The following is a 15,776-nucleotide window of genomic DNA, read 5'->3' on the forward strand; positions in this document are numbered from 1 at the left end:
GCGCCCAAGTCTCTATCCCAGCGCCAAAGACACAAGCGAACCGGAGGTTCGCGCCCGGCGTCTGAGGGGCCGGTGATGGGTCACCAGCAACGGCCGTTCGTATAAGGCTTGGAGATCGGCATGCAGAAGGTCGCCCTCGTCACCGGCGCCGCGCGCGGCATCGGCCTCGGCACGGCGCGGCGCTTCCTCGCCGAGGGCTGGCGGGTGGCGCTGCTCGATATCGACGCGGCGGGGCTGGAGGCCGCGGCCGCCGGGCTCGGCGCGGCCGACCGGGTGCTTGCGCTGCCCTGCGACGTCGCCGAGCCCGGCGCGGTCTTCCCCGCCGTGCAGCGCGCCGCCGCGCGATTCGGCCGGCTGGACGCGCTGGTGAACAATGCCGGCACCGCGGTGTTCAAGCCGCTGCTGGAGACGACGCCCGAGGAATGGAACCGCGTGCTGGCGGTGAACCTGACCGGCCCCTTCCTCGCCACCCAGGCCGCCGCGCCGCTGATGGCGGAGGGCGGCGGCGGCGCGGTGGTGAACGTCACCTCCATCTCCGGCCTGCGCGCCTCGACGCTCCGCGTCGCCTACGGCACCAGCAAGGCGGCGCTGGCGCATCTGACGCGGCAGCAGGCGGTGGAGCTCGCCGCGCTCGGCATCCGCGTCAATGCCGTGGCGCCGGGGCCGGTCGAGACCGCCATGGCCAAGGCGGTGCACACGCCGGAGATCCGGCGCGATTACCACGACGCCATCCCCCTCGCCCGCTACGGGCTGGAGGAGGAGCTGGCGGAGGTCATCGTCTTCCTCTGCGGCGAGCGCGCGAGCTACCTCACCGGCCAGGAGATCGCCGTCGATGGCGGCTTCGACGCCGCCGGCATCGGCCTGCCGACGCTGCGGCAGGCGCGGCGCAACCTGTAGCGCGTCGCAGGCCAGCGGACCGGCCCCCGCAAGGCGCCCGTCGAAACCGTCGCTGCCCGTTGCCCTGCCGCGGCTTCGCCGCGACAGGCTGTGACGGATCCTCGACCCGCAGCGAATCACGGGGCCCCCGCGAAGACGCGCAGCGGCTTCGTGGGGAGCTACCGCATCGGCGGCGCCACCATCAGCCCGCCCCGGGTCCAGAGGTCGTTCGGCCCACGCGGCAGCTGCGCCGGGCTGTCCTTGCCGAGATGCCGGTCGTAGATCTCGCCGTAATTGCCCACCGCCCTGATGGCGTTCAGCATCCAGGCGCGGTCGAGGCCGAGCGCCGGGCCCAGCTCGCCGGTCTTGCCGAGCAACCGCTGCACCGCCGGGCTCGGGCTCTCGGCCAGCATCTTGCCGGCATTCTCGCGGGTGATGCCGAGCTCCTCCGCCTCGACGAGGCCGTAGACCACGTAGCGGATGATGTCGAACCACTGGTCGTCGCCCTGCTTCACCGCGGGCGCGTAGGGCTCCTTGCTGATGCGGTCGGGCAGCAGCCGGTGCGCCCGGGCGTCCGGGAAGGCGGCGCGGATGGCGGCGAGCTGGCTGGCATCGCCGGTGTAGCTGTCGCACCGGCCGCTCTCATAGGCGCGGCGCGCCTCGTCCTTGTCGGCGAAGATCACCGGCGTGAAGCGCACGCCCGTGTTGCGGCTCCAGTCCTGCAGGTTCAGCTCATGCGTGCTGGCCGAGACGAAGCAGATGGTGGCGCCGTCGAGCTGCTTCGCGCCCGTCACGCCGCTGTCGGCGCGCACCAGGAAGCCCTGGCCGTCGTAGAAATTCGGCGCGGTGAAATTGAGGCCGAGCTGGGCGTCGCGGAGGAAGGTCCAGGTGGTGGTGCGGGTCAGCACCTCCACCTGCCCCGTCACCAGGGCCGGGAAGCGGTTCTGCCCGGTCAGGTGCTGCCAGACCAGCTTCTCCGGGCTGCCGAGCACCGCGGCGGCGAAGGCGCGGCAGAGATCGGCATCCATCCCCTGCCAGACGCCGCGGCTGTCCGGCTGGCTCCAGGCCGGATCGCCGGTCGAGATGCCGCAGGAGAGCGCGCCGCGCGCCCGGACCGCGGCGAGGGTCGGGCCAGGCGCAGCCGGCTGCGCGGCCGCCAGGCCCGGGGCCAGCAGGGACAGGACCAGGCCGGCCCCTCGCAACAGGCGCATCGGCCTCCTCCTCCTCGTCATCGGCGCCCGGCCAGGAGCGGCCCGGCGCCCAGCAGCAGCAGCGCCCCGGCGCCGATGCCGAGGCGCAGCAGGTCCGGCACGCCGTGGTAGAAGGCCGCGAGGAAGCCCGCGGCCGCCAGCAGCAGCCGCGCCACCGGGCCCATCGGCCGCAGCAGGAAGCCGGCATAGGCGGCGCAGAGCGCGGTCAGCGCCACCACCTGGATCGCGGTCGCCACCAGCACCGCGCCGAGGCCGCCGCGCAGCATGATCCCGGGGTCGTAGAGGAAGGCGAAGCCCACGGTGAAGCCGGCGATGCCGAAGCGCGTCGCCTCCATGCTGGTGACGAGCGGGCTGGCGCGGGCGATCGCCGCCGCCGCGAAGGCCGCCGCCGCGACGGGCGGCGAGGCATCCGCCAGCACCGCGAAGTAGAAGATGAAGAGATGCGCCGGCAGCACCAGCGCCGCCTGCGGCACGCCGAGCGCGGCCGAGCCGAGCTCGAGGATCTGCGGCACGCCGATGGCCGCGGCGATGATGTAGGAGGGCGTGGTCGGCAGCCCCATGCCGAGCACCAGCACCGTCACCGCCAGCAGCACCAGCAGCAGCGGGAAGCTGCCCGCCGCCAGGTCCTTGATGATGCCGCCGAGCGCCACGACCATCCCCGTCGCGGTCAGCGCCGAGACGACGATGCCGGCGCCGGCGATGGAGACGGCGAGCGGCGCCATGGTCAGCCCGGCATTGGCCAGGCTCTCCAGGATGGCGCGGGGCCCCATGCGGCTGCGTCGGCGCAGCGCAGCGGTGGCGACCATGGCGATGGTCGCCCAGAAGGCGGCGAAATTGCCGCTCCAGCGCTCCGTCATCAGCCAGACCAGCAGCGCCACGGGCAGGATCAGGTGCGCATCCTGCGCCACCTCGCGCCAGGGCGGGATGTCGGCCGCCGGCATCGGCGCCATGCCGGCCTTCTTCGCCTCGACATGCACCGCGACCAGGATGGCGAAGTAGTAGAGGACGGCGCCGATCGCCGCCGCCACCACGATGTCGCCATAGGCGATGCCGGTGATCTCGGCCATGACGAAGGCGGCCGCGCCCATCACCGGCGGCATCAGCGCGCCGCCGACCGAGGCGGCGCTCTCGATCCCGCCGGCGATCGCCGGCCGGTAGCCGATGCGGACCATCAGCGGGATGGTCATGGCGCCGGTGGTGATGACGTTGGAGACGCTGCTGCCGCTCATCGTGCCGAACAGGCCGGAGGTGATGACCGCGACCTTGGCCGGGCCGCCGGTGAAGCGCCCGGCGACGGCGGCGCCGAGGTTGCTGAACAGCCGGCCGGTGCCGCTGCCCTGCATGAAGGCGCCGAAGATGATGAAGACGGCGATGGTGGTGGCGACGATGCCGGTGAGCGGCCCGTAGACCCCGCCGGCCGAGGGCACCAGCCAGGAGGCCTCGAGGATCTCGTTCGGGGTGAAGGGCCGGGTGTTCAGCACGCCCGGCAGCCAGTGGCCCCACTGCATGTAGGCGAGGCTGATGATCACCATCCAGGCGAGGCCGACCTCGACCGCGCGGCGCGTCGCCTCCAGCAGGGTGACGATGGCGAGCACCGCCAGCACCGCCATGGTGGGCGTGAAGGGATCGACATACTCCATGCGGTCGGAGACATCGGCCCAATGCGCCATCACCCAGGCATGCGGCGCGGCGGCGGCGGCGGCCCAGAGCCAGTCGGGCAGGCTCGGGCGCCCCTTCGGCGAGGCGGCCCGGGCCGGGTAGAGCAGGAAGAGCGGCGGGACGAAGACCAGCAGGTGGAAGCCGCGCGTGGTGAGCGGCTCGGGGAAGCCGAAGCCGCCGAAATAGAGATGGATCGCCGCCGCGGCGGCCAGCCAGAGGGTGACGGCGAGTTTCAGGGGTGCGGCCAGGTCGCGCATCGGGGGTCCTGAGTCATGGGTCGCGGGGCCGCATGGTCTTCTTGCGCCGCGCCGGCGGCGATCGGGGCGGGCGCCGGCCCGCCCCCGGCTGCGCCGCGCTCAGGCCGGCATGCCGGCGCCCTCGCGGAAGGCGCGGGCGGCGCCGGGGTGCAGCGGCAGCCCCTGGTACTTCCAGGAGGTCGCCGGGTCCCAGGCGCCCATGCTGGAATGGATGGCGGTCAGGCGCTGGCCCTTGTTGCGGATCAGGGTGCGGGTGATCTTGTAGGCGGCCTCCTCGGCGAAGCTCTCATGCACCAGGATGACGCTGTCCATGGTGGTGACGCCGATCGCGCCGCCCTGCAGCCCGGGATAGGTGCCGGCCGGGATGGTGCCCTCGGCATAGGCGTACTGGTCGATCAGGTGCCGGCGCAGATCGGCCGGGAACTCGACCAGCGTGGCGGCCCGCCGGCCCTGGGCGATCTCGGTGAGCAGCGAGGCCGGGCGGGCGAGCGCGACATAGAGGTAGTCCACCTGCCCGTCGGCGAAGGCGCCGCCGATATCGGCATAGCTGCCGTTCAGGTAGGTGCCGCCCTCGGCGCGGATCCTCTCGGGGCTGGTGCCGTAGAATTTCAGGATGCGCCGCAGGGTCATCTCGTCGGTCGAGGAGCGCTGCGGGCAGGCGAGCTTCAGCCCCTTCTGGGTGAGGATCGCCTTCATGTCGGCCGGCCCGCCCTCGGCGCGGCGGAGGAAATTGTGCTCGGTCGGCGAGTAGCCGCTGCCGAGGCAGCGCAGCGCCAGATGCGGCTCGGCATAGGGCTCCTCGCCCTTGCGGGCGGCGGCGGCGAAGGCGTCGATGCCCCAGCCCATGGGCGACTGGTTGCGGTTCACCCGCGTCGCGTTGGCGAGGCCGCCGCCGGGCACGACGCGGATCTGGATGTCCGGATTCTCGTCCTTGATCAGCGCCGAGAGCCCGGCCGCCATGGTGTACCAGCCGCCGCCGAGCGAGCCGGCGACCCATTCCAGGCTCTGCTGCGCCTGCGCGCGCCGCAGGAAGGGGGCGGCGAGCAGGCCGCCCGCGAGGACGCGGCGCGTCCAGAGATGCCTCATCGGCCAGGGTCTCCCGGTGTCACGGGAAGGAATGATGCGGCGCCAGCCCGCGGCCGGCAACCGGCCGGGCCGCGGATCGGTCGCCCGTCCGGCGGAGGGGCGCCGCTCAGCGGAAGGCGCGCATGATCCGGCCCCAATCCTCGATGGCGTGCTCCTGCCCGGGCACGATCTGCACCGTGAACTCGGTGTAGCCGGCATCGCGCAGGTCGCCGATCCGGCGCTTCAGCTCCGCCTCGGTGGCGGTGAAGCTGCTGAGCCGGATGAGGTCGGCGGTGACGAAGGGCCGCTCCTCCTCCTTGAGGAACATGAGGTGGCCGCGGTGGTTCTCGAGCCAGGGCGCGTCCTTCGGCTCGAAGCCGCGGGCCGCCGCGACATAGCCCTCGACCGCGGCGCGGCAGCTCTCCGGCACCGGCGAGATGTTGGGCAGGCCGGAGAGCGCCTCGTCCGCCGCCCGGTGCAGCATCACCGCGGCGCGCGGCCCGGCCTGGGCGATGGCGCGCGGGCTGTCATAGGGCTCGCCCTCCTCCAGCACGCAGCCGAGGACGAAGGCCGTGGCCTCCAGCGCGCCGGGCTGGCCCGATGCCTGCCAGGCCCCGCGCATCTCGCCGAGCATGGCGACGGCGGCCGGCACGTCGGAGAAGAAGTTGATCCAGCCCGCCCCGAGTCGCGCGGTGAGGGCCCGCGCCCGCGGCCCGGCGGCGGCCAGGTGCAGGCGCATCGGCGTCCGCGTGTCGATCAGGCCGAGATCGGGGTTCAGCAGCCGGATCTTCCGCCGCTGCCCCTCGATCTCGGTCTCCACCGTCTCGCCGGCGATCAGCGCCAGCATGACGTGGATATACTCCTCGAACTCCTTCAGCTTCATCGCGCCGAGCCCCATGGCCCGCCGCCCGGTGAAGCCGGTGCCGAGGCCCATATCCACCCGCCCCGGCGCCAGCTTGTTCAGCGTGGCGAAGGCGTTGGCGGTGACCGCGGCGATGCGGTTCGAGGGGATCAGCACCCCGGTGCCGAGGCGGATGCGGCGGGTCTTCATCGCCGCCGCGCCCATGGCGACGAAGCAATCCGCGCTCAGCATCTGGGTGTCGTAGAACCAGGCGGAGCGGAAGCCGAGCGCCTCGGCGCGTTCCGCCAGCCGCCAGCTCTCGGCATCGGTCGGCATGGCGATCCCGAATTCCATGACCCTTCCTCCCTTTTGGGCATCGGCGCCAGCCAAGCGCGCCCGGGCCGCGGCGGCAAGCTGGCGGCGACGCCGGCAGCGGCTATGCTGGGCCCGTGCTCGGCTTCCTCTCGCTCTGCCTGCCGATCTTCGCCGTGGTCGGCCTGGGCTGGGTCGCCCTGCGCCGCGGCGCCATCACGCCGGCAGTCGCCGACGCGGTCGGGAGCTTCGCCTTCAGCTTCGCCCTGCCGGCCATGCTGCTGCGGCTGATGGCGGCGCAGCCGCTGGCCGAGAGCTTCGAGATCCGCTTCTTCGGCGGCTATCTCGGCGCCTGCCTGCTGGTCTTCGCCGGCGTCATGCTCGGCGCCATGGCGCTCGCCGGGCGGCGCCGCGGCCAGGCGGCGGCCATCGCCGCGGCCGCCGCCATGGGCAATGTCGGCTATCTCGGCCCGCCCCTCCTGCTGCCGCTGATGGGCGAGCGCGCCGCCGGCCCGGTCGCCATGGCGATCATGTCGGAGGTCGCCATCGTCATCGCGCTCGGCAGCGTGCTGATGGCGCCGATGGGCGAGCGGGGGGTGATGCGCCGCGTGCTGCGCTCGCTGCTGCTCAACCCGGTGCTGCTCGCCATCGCCGGCGGCGCGGCGCTCGGCGCCCTCGGCCTGCCCCTGCCCGCCCCGGTGGACCGCTTCCTCGCCTTCCTCGGCGCGAGCGCCGGGCCGACCGCGCTCTTCGCCCTCGGCGGCGTGCTGGGACGCCTCAGCCTCGACCGCCGGTTGTTCGTGACCGCCGCCTCCGCGGTCTGTGGCAAGCTTCTTGCCTATCCCCTGCTGGTCTGGGTGCTGCTCGGGCCCCTGCTCGGGCTCGAGGCCTTCTGGGTGCGGACGGGCGTGCTGCTGGCGGCGATGCCGACCGCGACGAACGCCTTCGTCCTCGCGCAGCGCTTCCATACCGGGGCGGAGGCGGTCTCGGCGGTGGTGCTGCTCTCGACCGTCATCGCCTCCGTGGCCTTCCCGGCCACGGCCTGGCTGCTCACCCCGGCCGCGCCGGTTCCATAACGATGGCGCCGGGGAACGGGGCCGCTTGGGCGGGGCGTTCGCTGCACCGTCACTTGCGTGGCGGGCCCCACGCTCGGTAGGCGGAGAAGGCATGACAGGCCGAAGCGCGATCCTGGTGGCCCTCGTGGCCCTGCTTCCCGTCCTCGGCGCCTGCGGCGAGGTGGTCCCCACGGCTGCCAGCGCCGGGGATGCGCTGCCGGCCTTCGGCGTCGGCCCGCCGCGGCTGCGCGAGCCCCCTGCCACGCGCCCGGCCTGGCTGTCGGACCCGCATCCCAACCCGGAGCGCTACCGGGTGCCGGATGACAGCTTCCTGGACCATCTGGGCTGACGGCCGCCCCTGCCCCGCCCGATCGCTCAGCGGATGGGCGGCGCATACATCAGCCCGCCCTTGGTCCAGAGCGCGTTCAGCCCGCGCGGCAGCCCCACCGGGCTGGCCAGGCCGAGGTTGCGCTCGAAGATCTCGCCGTAATTGCCGACCGCCTTGATGGCGTTCGCCGCCCAGCCCGGCTCCAGCCCCATCAGCGCGCCATGGTCGCCGGTGAGGCCGAGCAGCCGCCGCACCTCCGGATTGGCGCTCTTGCGCTCGGCCTCGACATTCGCCTGGGTGACGCCCAGCTCCTCGGCGGTCAGCAGCGCGAAGAAGGTCCAGCGGACGATGTCGAACCACTGGTCGTCGCCCTGCCGCACCACCGGCGCATGCGGCTCCTTGCTGATGATCTCCGGCAGGATCACGTGCTCCTCCGGGTTGGGGAAGCTGGACCGCAACCCGGCGAGCTGGCTGGCATCGGTGGAATAGGCGTCGCAGCGGCCGGCGAGGTAGCTGCGGCGGGCCTCGTCGTTCTGCTCGAAGACGACGGGGCGGTAATCCACGTGGTGCAGCCGCGCCCAGTCGGTGAGGTTCAGCTCGTTGGTGCTGCCCGCGACGACGCAGATCGAGGCGCCCTGCAGGTCGGTCGCCTTGGCGACGCCAAGGGATTTCCGCAGCATGAAGCCCTGACCGTCGTAGAAATTGACCGCGGTGAAGTTCAGCCCGGTGGCGGTGTCGCGCGCCTGGGTCCAGGTGGTGGTGCGGATCAGCACGTCCACCTGGCCGGATTGCAGGGCCGGCAGCCGGGCGCTGCTGGTCAGCGGCATCCAGCGGATCTTCGCCGGGTCGCCGAGCACGGCGGCGGCCAGGGCGCGGCAGAGGTCGGTGTCGAGGCCGCGATACTCGCCGCGGCTGTCCGGCAGCGAGAAGCCGGCCGCGCCGGTCGAGGTGCCGCAGGTCAGCACCCCGCGCTGCTTCACCGCGGCGAGGGTCGGGCCCGGCGCCTGCGGCTCCGCCCGCAGCCCCGGGCTGAGGGCGAGGAGGAGGGCAAGCGCGGCGAGAAGCGGCTTCGGCATGGCATGTGTCCCGGCAGGGTGGGCGATGATGCTGGCACCGGGCGGCGGGCCACAAGCCGGGCCGGGCTTGCAGCGGCGCCCGCGGGGCCACACCTCGGCTGCATGCGCCGCCTGCTGCCGGTCCTGCTGTTGCTGCCGCTGCTCGGGCTGCCCGCCGGGGCGCTCGCCCAGGCCCGCTTCTCGCTGCCCGAGACGGGCCGGATGCGCGTGGTCACCCGGGCGCTCGGCTGGACGGTGCTGCGCGACAGCGCCGCGCCGGCCGATGCGGCGGAGACCGCGATGATCCTGATCCGCGCCCAGCGCCCGGTGCCGCCCGCCGCCCGGCCGGGGCATCTCGGGCGGCTGCTGCCCGGGCTGCGGCCCTTCCACTTCGCCCGCCTGCCGGCCGAGGGGGAGATCCGCCTGGCGGGCCTGCCGGGCCAGGTGATCGAGGCGCCGGCCACCGGCCAGCCGAGCGGCGCGCCGGTCCGGGTGCGGGCGATCTGCCTCTTCGGCCGCGAGCGGAGCTGGCTGCTCGTCGCCTCGGCCCCGGCGGGCGAATGGCCGGCGCTGGAGCCCGAGCTCGCCCGCGTGCTGGAGGGCTTCCGGCCGGGCTGACCGCCGCGGCGGCCGCCGCCAGGGCGTGATCGCTGGACGTGCCCTCGCCCAAAGCATGAAGCACCCGATCAGGTGATTCTGCCCGATCGGGATCTGCTCTAGCAGGGCTCGGCCGGGAAGACCTCGGAGGGCGCGACGAACTCCTCCTGCGCCGCGACGGTCAGCAGCTCGCGCGAGCCCGCCGCCGCCGTGCGCCGCAGCAGCCCATGGATCGCGGCCGCGGCCTGTTCCAGCGCCACCCGGGCGCTGCCCGAGCGCAGCCGGTGGAAGAGGAAGAGCGCGGCGATCGCATCGCCGGCGCCGTTGACCGAGATCGGCAGCAGCGGCGTGCGCACGCGCCAGGCCGCCTCGCCCTCGGCCGCCAGCAGGTCGAGCGCTTCCGGCGGCGTCTCGGCGGTGCGGAGCGAGGTGACGAGGACGCAGCGCGGCCCCCCGGCCTGCAGGGCGGCGACGGCCGCCTTCGCCTCGGCCAGGGTGGCGACGGGCGCGCCGGTCAGCCATTCCAGCTCGAACTGGTTGGGGGTGACGATATCGGCGAGCCCCAGGGCCCGGTCGCGGAAGAATTCCGGGATCCCCGGCCGGACGAAGACGCCGCGCCCGACATCGCCGATCACCGGGTCGCAGCACCAGAGCGCGGCGGGATTGGCGGCCTTCACCCGCGCCACCGAGTCGAGGATCGCCGCCCCCGTCGCGGCATCGCCGACATAGCCGGTCAGCACGGCATCGCAGCCCGCCAGCACGCCGCGCTCGGCGATGCCCTCGACGCACTCGCCGATCAGCGCCGGCGGCATCACCTGGCCGCGCCAGGCGCCGTAGCCGGTGTGGTTGGAGAACTGCACGGTGTGGATCGCCCAGACCTCGGCGCCGAGCCGCTGCAGCGGGAAGACGGCGCTGGCATTGCCGACATGGCCATAGGCGACCCAGGACTGGATCGAGAGGATGTTCACGCCCGCAGCCTAGGACAGGTCCCGCAGGGCTGGAACCACCCGGAGAGGCGGGAAGGCCCGGCCTCCAGGGGGCAGCGCCACGGGCCCAGCCCGGGGCCGGCGGGACGCCCGATGCCAGCCGCCCCTTTCCAGGCCGCGCGCCGACAGGCATGGTGCGGCCACGAACCGGACCGCAACCGGCCCTCCAGGGAGGACCCGCCTCGATGACCCTCGCCCTCAGCCGCCGCGCCGCCATGCTCGGCGCCGCCGCCACCTCGGGCAGCCTGCTCTTCGCCGGCGGCCAGGCCGGGGCGCAGCAGAAGCCCACCGAGCTGCGCGTCGGCATCACCACCTTCCTCTCCGGCCCGGCCTCGGTCTTTGGCGTGCCGGCGCGGCAGGCGGCCGACCTGCTCTTCGAGGAGATCAACAAGGCGGGCGGCATCGCCGGCATCCCGGTGCGCGCCTTCTACGTCGATGAGGGGCCCGGCACGGATCACCTCGTCGGCGAGTACCGCCGGCTGGTGCAGAACGAGGGCGTGCACATCGTCTTCGCCTCCATCTCCTCCGGCTCCTGCCTCGCCTGCACGCCGCTCTCGGACGAGATGAAGAAGACCACGCTGCTCTGGGACTGCGGCACGCAGCGCATCTTCGAGGAGGGCCCGCACCCCTTCGCCTTCCGCACCCAGGGCTACGGCACGCCGGAGGTGCTGGCGCCGCTGCTCTACCTGCTGAAGCACAAGCCGGAGTTCCGCAGCATCGCCGTCATCAACCAGGACTATGCCTGGGGCCGCGATTCCTGGGAGCTGTGGAAGGCCGGGATGGACGCGCTGAAGCCCGGCGTGCGGGTGCTGGCCGAGCTCTTCCCGCGCTTCAACAGCACCGATTTCAGCACCGAGATCACCCGCCTGCTGGCGCTGCGCCCGGACGTCATCCTCTCCACCTCCTGGGGCGGCGAGCTGGTGACGCTGATCCGCCAGGCCTCCGAGCGGAAGCTGTTCGAGCGCTCGACCTTCGTCCTGCCGGTGGCCGAGGCCTCGCTGCAGCAGCTCGGCAAGGCGATGCCGCAGGGCCATGTCATCGGCGCCCGCGGCGACCACTGGAACAACCACCCGAAGCCGAAGGACCCGGCGCGCTTCAAGCGCTTCGTCGACACCTACCGGGCGAAGTACAACGAGTACCCGATCTACCCCTGCCACCATATGGCGCAGGCGATCGCCGCCATGCAGGCCGGCATCGCCCGCGCCGTCGCGGCCAAGGGCGGCGGTTGGCCGAATGACCAGGAGCTGGCGAACGCCTTCCGCGGCCTGACCTTCGACAGCCCGACCTCGAGCATCACGCTGCGCGAGGACGGCCAGGGGCTGGAGGACCAGATCGTCGGCCTCTCGACCTTCACCGACAAATTCGCCTTCGCGGTGCCGAAGGACATGGTGATCTTCCCCGCCGCCATGGTCTCGACGCCGGTCGGGCAGAAGAGCGTGCCCTGGCTGAAATCGCTGAAGCCGGAGATCCTGGACCAGATGCCGGCGCCGATCGCGGGCTGAGCCGGGGCGCCGCCGGCGCCCCTCCCTTCCTTCGTTTAGGTCTGCTGCATGGGCGCGTGGTTCTCAGAGAACGGGCTGCTGATCGGGCTGGCCCTGCTGGATGGTCTCGCCAATGCGGCGCTGATCTTCATGGTGGCCGTCGGGCTCAACCTCGTCTTCGGCGTGCTGCGCATCGTCAACGTGGCGCATGGCAGCCTCTTCGCCATCGGCGCCTATGCCGCGGCCTCGCTCGGCCTGTTTCTCGCCTCGCTCGGCCTGCCGCCGGCCTTCGGCTTCGCGGCGCTGGTGGTGGCGGCGGCCCTGGTCGGCGGCCTGCTCGGGCCGCTGATCGAGCGGCTGGTGCTGCGCCGCATCTACGGCCAGGAGGAGGTGCTGCAGCTCCTCGTCACCTTCGCCCTCTTCATGATCCTCGAGGACGTGCAGAAGCTGGTCTGGGGCGTGCAGCCGATCCTGCAGGACGCGCCGATGAAGCTGCTGGGGACGGTCGAGGTGCCCTTCGGCGAGGACACCATCCCCTTCACCGCCTATCAGCTCTTCCTCCTGCCCGGCGTGGCGCTGGCGACGCTGGTGGGCCTTGCCTGGTTCCTCCGCCGGACGCTCACCGGGCGGGTCATCGTCGCCGTCACCACCGACAAGGAGGCGGCGATGGCCATGGGCATCGACGCGGCGAAGGTGACGCTGCTGACCTTCACCTTCGGCGCCGCGCTGGCCGCGCTCGGCGGGGCGCTGGCCTCGCCCACCACCTCGCTGGTGCCGGGCATCGGGGCGCAGACCATCGTGCTCTCCTTCGCCGTGGTAGCGACGGCGGGCCTCGGGCAGATCGAGGGCGCGGCGATCTCGGCGCTGATGATCGGCCTCGGCCGCTCCATCGCCGTCTACCTGGCGCCGGAATTCGAGGTGGTGGTGCCCTATCTGATCATGGTGGCGGTGCTGCTGGTGCGGCCGCAGGGGCTGTTCGGCGTGCTGGAGACCCGGCGGGTATGAGCGGCACCGTCACCGCACCGGCGCGCCGGGTGGCGCCGATCGGCGAGGCTCTGCTCGCCCTGCTCGGCATCGCCGCCGTCATCCTCGCCGCCTGGGCCGTGCCCTGGCTGAAATTCATCCTCACCGTGGCGCTGGCGAAGGGCATCGCCGTGCTCGGCATCCTGCTGCTGCTGCGCGCCGGGCAGGTGAGCTTCGGCCACAGCATGTTCCTCGCCATCGGCGCCTACACCGTCGCCTTCCTGGCGCCCGCCCTGCCCGAGGCGCTGCTGCTGCTGCCGCTCGGCGCCGCCATCGCCGGGCTGTTCGGCCTCGTCATCGGCCTCTTCGTGGTGCGCTACCGCGACATCTTCTTCGGCATGCTGAACCTCGCCCTCTCCATGGTGCTCTACAGCCTGCTGGAGAAGCTCTACAGCCTGACCAAGGGCACCGACGGCATCCGCGTCTCCGGGCTCCGCTTCGCCGGCATCACGCCGGATCTGGCGACCCAGGAATGGGTGATGTTCGGCCTCGCCCTCGGCCTCGCCATCCTCTTCGGCCTGCTGGTGCGGGCCTATCTCGGCTCGCCCATGGGACGGGCGCTGGCCGGCATCAAGACGCGCGAGACGCGGCTCGAGTTCATGGGCGTCTCGGCGCGGCGGGTGCTGCTCGCGGCCTATGTCCTGTCGGCCGTCATGGGCGGCGTCGCCGGCACGCTGGTGGCGATGACCTCGCGGCACGTGACGCCGCAGCTCGCCTACTGGACCTCCTCGGGCGAGCTGGTCTTCATCGCCGTCCTCGGCGGCGCCGGCAGTGCCCTCGGCCCCTTCCTCGGCGCCGCCGCCTTCGAGCTGGTGCGGGTCTATGCCGCGGCGGCGGTCGCCGATGCCTGGCAGATGATCCTCGGCGCCGTGCTGCTGCTCGTCATCCTCTTCGCCCCGGGCGGGCTCTGGGGGATGCTGGCCGGGCGGCTGGGGCGGCGGCCATGAGCGGCCCGCTGCTCTCCGCCCGCGGCCTCCGCCTCGCCTTCGGGGGCGTCAAGGCGGCGGACGGCATCGATCTCGACGTCATGCCGGGCGAGTTCCTCGCCATCATCGGCCCGAACGGCGCCGGCAAGACCACCTTCATCAACATGACGACCGGCTACCTGAAGCCGCAGGGCGGCAGCATCGCCTATGACGGCGAGCCCATCCTCGGCCTCGCGCCGCGCGCCATCGTCCGGCGCGGCATCGGCCGCAGCTTCCAGCTGCCGCAGCTCTTCGCCGAGCATACGGTGCTGGAGAACGCCGCGCTCGCCATCGCCGCCCGCTCCGGCCTGTGGTCGCCGCTCACGCCGCTGCTGCGCCCCGCCTGGCGCGCGGAGGCGATGGCGGTGCTGGAGCGCTTCGGCCTCGCGCCGCTGGCCGAGGCGCGCGCCGACGCGCTGAACGAGGGGGCGCGGAAGCTCGCCGACATCGCCATGGCCGTCGCGCTGCAGCCGCGCCTGATCCTGATGGACGAGCCGACCAGCGGCGTCGCCGCCGCCGAGAAGATGAGCGTGGTCGAGACCCTGGTGCGGGTGCTGCGGGAGGCGAAGGTGACGGCGGTCTTCGTCGAGCACGACATGGAGGTGGTGGAGCGCTTCGCCGACCGCGTCGCCGTCTGGAACCAGGGCCGCATCGCCGCCCTCGGCCCGCCGCAGCAGGTGCTGAACGACCCGGCGGTGCTGCGCGACGTCATCGGCATCGAGCCCGCCCACCATGCTTGAGCTGCACGACGTCTCGGTCGACATCGCCGGCGTGCCGGTGCTGCGCGCCGTGCATCTCGCCGTCCCGCCCGGCGGCCGGGTGGCGCTGATCGGCCGCAACGGCGCCGGCAAGACGACCACGCTCCGCACCCTGATGGGCCTGCTGCCGGTCCGCGCCGGCCGGGTGGTGACCGATGGCCAGGACACCACCGCCGTGCCGGCGCATCGCCGCGCCCGGCTCGGCATCGGCTATGCGCCGGAGGAACGGCGGCTCTTCGGCAGCTTCTCGGTGCGCGAGAACATGCTGCTGCCGGCACAGGTGCTCGGCCTCGCCCCGGCCGAGGTGGCGCGGCGGCTCGAGGCCGTCTTTGCCCTGCTGCCGGAGCTGAAGGACCTCGCCGGGCGCCGCGCCGCGGGCCTCTCGGGCGGCCAGGGCAAGATGGTGGCGCTCGGCCGGGCGCTGATGGTCGGGACCAGGGCGGTGCTGCTGGACGAGCCTTTCCAGGGCCTCGCCCCCGCCCTCGCGCTGCGCTACGCCGAGGCGCTGCGGCGCCTGCACGAGGCGCTGCCGGACGTCGCCATCCTGATCACCGAGAGCAATCCGGAGCTGCTGCGGCCGCTGGTCGAGCGGACCTTCGTCATCGAGCGCGGCGAGATCACCGCCGGCTGAGCCCGGCGGCCGGCGGCGCGCCTTCCCCCCCTGCTCCGGGTGCCCCGGGATCGAGCGGAGCTGATGGCCGGGCCGGCTGTCGCCGCCCGTCCCGTCGCCCATATGCAACAGAGACGCGCGAGGAAGCGGCGATGCGGTGCAGGGGATGCCGGCGGACGGCCTTGATCGCCACGCTGCTCGCGCTCGCCGCCTGCACGCCCCGCCCCTCGCCGCCGCAGCCCGACCCGGCGCTGCTCGCCACGCATGAATGGGCGCATGGGCCGCCCTGGGGTCCGCAGGAGCCGCCCTGGATCCCGCTTGCGGACTGGCCCGTCTATGGGCCCGGCTATGGTCCGGCCGGCTGGGCCTATGACCCCTGGGGGCCGGGCGGCTGGTGGGGGCCGTCCTTCGGAATCGGGCTCGGCTTCAGCCGCGGCCCCTGGTGGCGCGGCCATCGCAGCCCGCCGGTCTGGGCCCATCGCAGCCCGCCGGGCTGGGCCCATCGCAGCCCGCCGGGCTGGGCCCATCGCGGCTGGCCCGGCGGCCTCCGCGGCGGCGGCCATCGTCGCCGCTAGGGCAGATCCTGAACCGGTGTTCAGGGGAAGCGCCCTGGACCATGGTCCAGCGCGCTGATTGGTCGTGTGATTCACGCCTTCGGTGAGTCCCCCTCGGGCGATCACGTGCCAGCCCCCCTTCG

The 15,776-nt window shown here is 73.2% G+C and carries 16 protein-coding genes; 10 read left to right on the forward strand and 6 right to left on the reverse strand.

Going from position 1 to position 15,776, the window contains the following annotated elements:
- Positions 1 to 120: 120 nt before the first annotated feature.
- Entirely contained in the window at positions 121 to 897 is a 777-nt protein-coding gene (locus tag DOO78_RS14255) for an SDR family NAD(P)-dependent oxidoreductase (RefSeq protein WP_111470672.1), read from the forward strand.
- Between the two features lie 158 nt (positions 898 to 1,055).
- On the opposite strand, the gene DOO78_RS14260 is transcribed toward DOO78_RS14255, so the two are convergent.
- The 4 genes from DOO78_RS14260 to DOO78_RS14275 form a co-directional block, all read right to left on the reverse strand.
- Positions 1,056 to 2,087 (reverse strand): amino acid ABC transporter substrate-binding protein, encoded by a 1,032-nt coding sequence (locus DOO78_RS14260; protein WP_111470528.1) that lies wholly within the window; start codon positions 2,085 to 2,087, stop codon positions 1,056 to 1,058.
- Positions 2,088 to 2,104: 17 nt separating this feature from the next.
- Positions 2,105 to 4,003, reverse strand: a complete 1,899-nt coding sequence (locus DOO78_RS14265; RefSeq protein ID WP_111470529.1) for a TRAP transporter permease — start codon at positions 4,001 to 4,003, stop codon at positions 2,105 to 2,107.
- 99 nt (positions 4,004 to 4,102) lie between these two features.
- Positions 4,103 to 5,089, reverse strand: a complete 987-nt coding sequence (locus DOO78_RS14270) for a TAXI family TRAP transporter solute-binding subunit (RefSeq protein WP_165838897.1) — start codon at positions 5,087 to 5,089, stop codon at positions 4,103 to 4,105.
- 106 nt (positions 5,090 to 5,195) lie between these two features.
- Positions 5,196 to 6,263: an LLM class flavin-dependent oxidoreductase gene (locus DOO78_RS14275; RefSeq protein ID WP_111470531.1), complete on the reverse strand. Its 1,068-nt coding sequence runs from the start codon at positions 6,261 to 6,263 to the stop codon at positions 5,196 to 5,198.
- Positions 6,264 to 6,358: 95 nt separating this feature from the next.
- Here DOO78_RS14275 and DOO78_RS14280 point away from each other — a divergent pair, with 95 nt between their 5' ends.
- A complete protein-coding gene (locus DOO78_RS14280) occupies positions 6,359 to 7,297 on the forward strand; it encodes an AEC family transporter (RefSeq protein WP_111470532.1) in 939 nt (312 codons plus the stop codon).
- Between the two features lie 91 nt (positions 7,298 to 7,388).
- Positions 7,389 to 7,625, forward strand: a complete 237-nt coding sequence (locus DOO78_RS14285; protein ID WP_111470533.1) for a hypothetical protein — start codon at positions 7,389 to 7,391, stop codon at positions 7,623 to 7,625.
- A gap of 26 nt (positions 7,626 to 7,651) precedes the next feature.
- Here DOO78_RS14285 and DOO78_RS14290 read toward each other — a convergent pair whose 3' ends face one another.
- On the reverse strand, positions 7,652 to 8,680 hold the full coding sequence (locus DOO78_RS14290) for an amino acid ABC transporter substrate-binding protein (protein ID WP_111470534.1): 1,029 nt from the start codon (positions 8,678 to 8,680) through the stop codon (positions 7,652 to 7,654).
- Between the two features lie 102 nt (positions 8,681 to 8,782).
- Here DOO78_RS14290 and DOO78_RS14295 point away from each other — a divergent pair, with 102 nt between their 5' ends.
- Positions 8,783 to 9,277 carry a hypothetical protein gene (locus DOO78_RS14295; RefSeq protein ID WP_111470535.1) on the forward strand — a complete coding sequence of 165 codons (495 nt, stop codon included), beginning with the start codon at positions 8,783 to 8,785 and terminating at the stop codon, positions 9,275 to 9,277.
- Between the two features lie 98 nt (positions 9,278 to 9,375).
- Here DOO78_RS14295 and pdxY read toward each other — a convergent pair whose 3' ends face one another.
- The gene (pdxY, locus tag DOO78_RS14300) at positions 9,376 to 10,224 is read right to left on the reverse strand and encodes a pyridoxal kinase PdxY (RefSeq protein ID WP_111470536.1); all 849 of its coding nucleotides are present in this window, start codon (positions 10,222 to 10,224) and stop codon (positions 9,376 to 9,378) included.
- Positions 10,225 to 10,427: 203 nt separating this feature from the next.
- On the opposite strand from pdxY, the gene DOO78_RS14305 reads away from it, so the two are divergent.
- From DOO78_RS14305 to DOO78_RS14330, 6 genes are all read left to right on the forward strand, one after another.
- Entirely contained in the window at positions 10,428 to 11,744 is a 1,317-nt protein-coding gene (locus tag DOO78_RS14305; RefSeq protein WP_243634549.1) for an ABC transporter substrate-binding protein, read from the forward strand.
- Positions 11,745 to 11,792: 48 nt separating this feature from the next.
- Entirely contained in the window at positions 11,793 to 12,728 is a 936-nt protein-coding gene (locus DOO78_RS14310; protein ID WP_111470537.1) for a branched-chain amino acid ABC transporter permease, read from the forward strand.
- The gene (locus DOO78_RS14315) at positions 12,725 to 13,693 is read left to right on the forward strand and encodes a branched-chain amino acid ABC transporter permease (protein ID WP_111470538.1); all 969 of its coding nucleotides are present in this window, start codon (positions 12,725 to 12,727) and stop codon (positions 13,691 to 13,693) included. The genes DOO78_RS14310 and DOO78_RS14315 overlap by 4 nt, the downstream gene beginning before the upstream one ends.
- The gene (locus tag DOO78_RS14320; protein WP_111470539.1) at positions 13,690 to 14,451 is read left to right on the forward strand and encodes an ABC transporter ATP-binding protein; all 762 of its coding nucleotides are present in this window, start codon (positions 13,690 to 13,692) and stop codon (positions 14,449 to 14,451) included. Before DOO78_RS14315 ends, DOO78_RS14320 begins: the two co-directional genes overlap by 4 nt.
- Positions 14,444 to 15,100 (forward strand): ABC transporter ATP-binding protein, encoded by a 657-nt coding sequence (locus DOO78_RS14325; RefSeq protein ID WP_111470540.1) that lies wholly within the window; start codon positions 14,444 to 14,446, stop codon positions 15,098 to 15,100. The genes DOO78_RS14320 and DOO78_RS14325 overlap by 8 nt, the downstream gene beginning before the upstream one ends.
- Positions 15,101 to 15,261: 161 nt before the next feature.
- On the forward strand, positions 15,262 to 15,654 hold the full coding sequence (locus DOO78_RS14330) for a hypothetical protein (RefSeq protein ID WP_111470541.1): 393 nt from the start codon (positions 15,262 to 15,264) through the stop codon (positions 15,652 to 15,654).
- Positions 15,655 to 15,776: the final 122 nt, after the last annotated feature.

Source organism: Roseicella frigidaeris, assembly GCF_003258945.1.
GTDB lineage: Bacteria > Pseudomonadota > Alphaproteobacteria > Acetobacterales > Acetobacteraceae > Paracraurococcus > Paracraurococcus frigidaeris.

Coding starts and splice junctions, on each gene's coding strand:
- DOO78_RS14255 (WP_111470672.1), top strand. CDS start 121: ATGCAGAAGGTCGCCCTCGTCACCGGCGCCGCGCGCGGCATCGGCCTC.
- DOO78_RS14260 (WP_111470528.1), bottom strand. CDS start 2,087: ATGCGCCTGTTGCGAGGGGCCGGCCTGGTCCTGTCCCTGCTGGCCCCG.
- DOO78_RS14265 (WP_111470529.1), bottom strand. CDS start 4,003: ATGCGCGACCTGGCCGCACCCCTGAAACTCGCCGTCACCCTCTGGCTG.
- DOO78_RS14270 (WP_165838897.1), bottom strand. CDS start 5,089: ATGAGGCATCTCTGGACGCGCCGCGTCCTCGCGGGCGGCCTGCTCGCC.
- DOO78_RS14275 (WP_111470531.1), bottom strand. CDS start 6,263: ATGGAATTCGGGATCGCCATGCCGACCGATGCCGAGAGCTGGCGGCTG.
- DOO78_RS14285 (WP_111470533.1), top strand. CDS start 7,389: ATGACAGGCCGAAGCGCGATCCTGGTGGCCCTCGTGGCCCTGCTTCCC.
- DOO78_RS14290 (WP_111470534.1), bottom strand. CDS start 8,680: ATGCCGAAGCCGCTTCTCGCCGCGCTTGCCCTCCTCCTCGCCCTCAGC.
- DOO78_RS14295 (WP_111470535.1), top strand. CDS start 8,783: ATGCGCCGCCTGCTGCCGGTCCTGCTGTTGCTGCCGCTGCTCGGGCTG.
- DOO78_RS14305 (WP_243634549.1), top strand. CDS start 10,428: ATGACCCTCGCCCTCAGCCGCCGCGCCGCCATGCTCGGCGCCGCCGCC.
- DOO78_RS14310 (WP_111470537.1), top strand. CDS start 11,793: ATGGGCGCGTGGTTCTCAGAGAACGGGCTGCTGATCGGGCTGGCCCTG.
- DOO78_RS14315 (WP_111470538.1), top strand. CDS start 12,725: ATGAGCGGCACCGTCACCGCACCGGCGCGCCGGGTGGCGCCGATCGGC.
- DOO78_RS14320 (WP_111470539.1), top strand. CDS start 13,690: ATGAGCGGCCCGCTGCTCTCCGCCCGCGGCCTCCGCCTCGCCTTCGGG.
- DOO78_RS14325 (WP_111470540.1), top strand. CDS start 14,444: ATGCTTGAGCTGCACGACGTCTCGGTCGACATCGCCGGCGTGCCGGTG.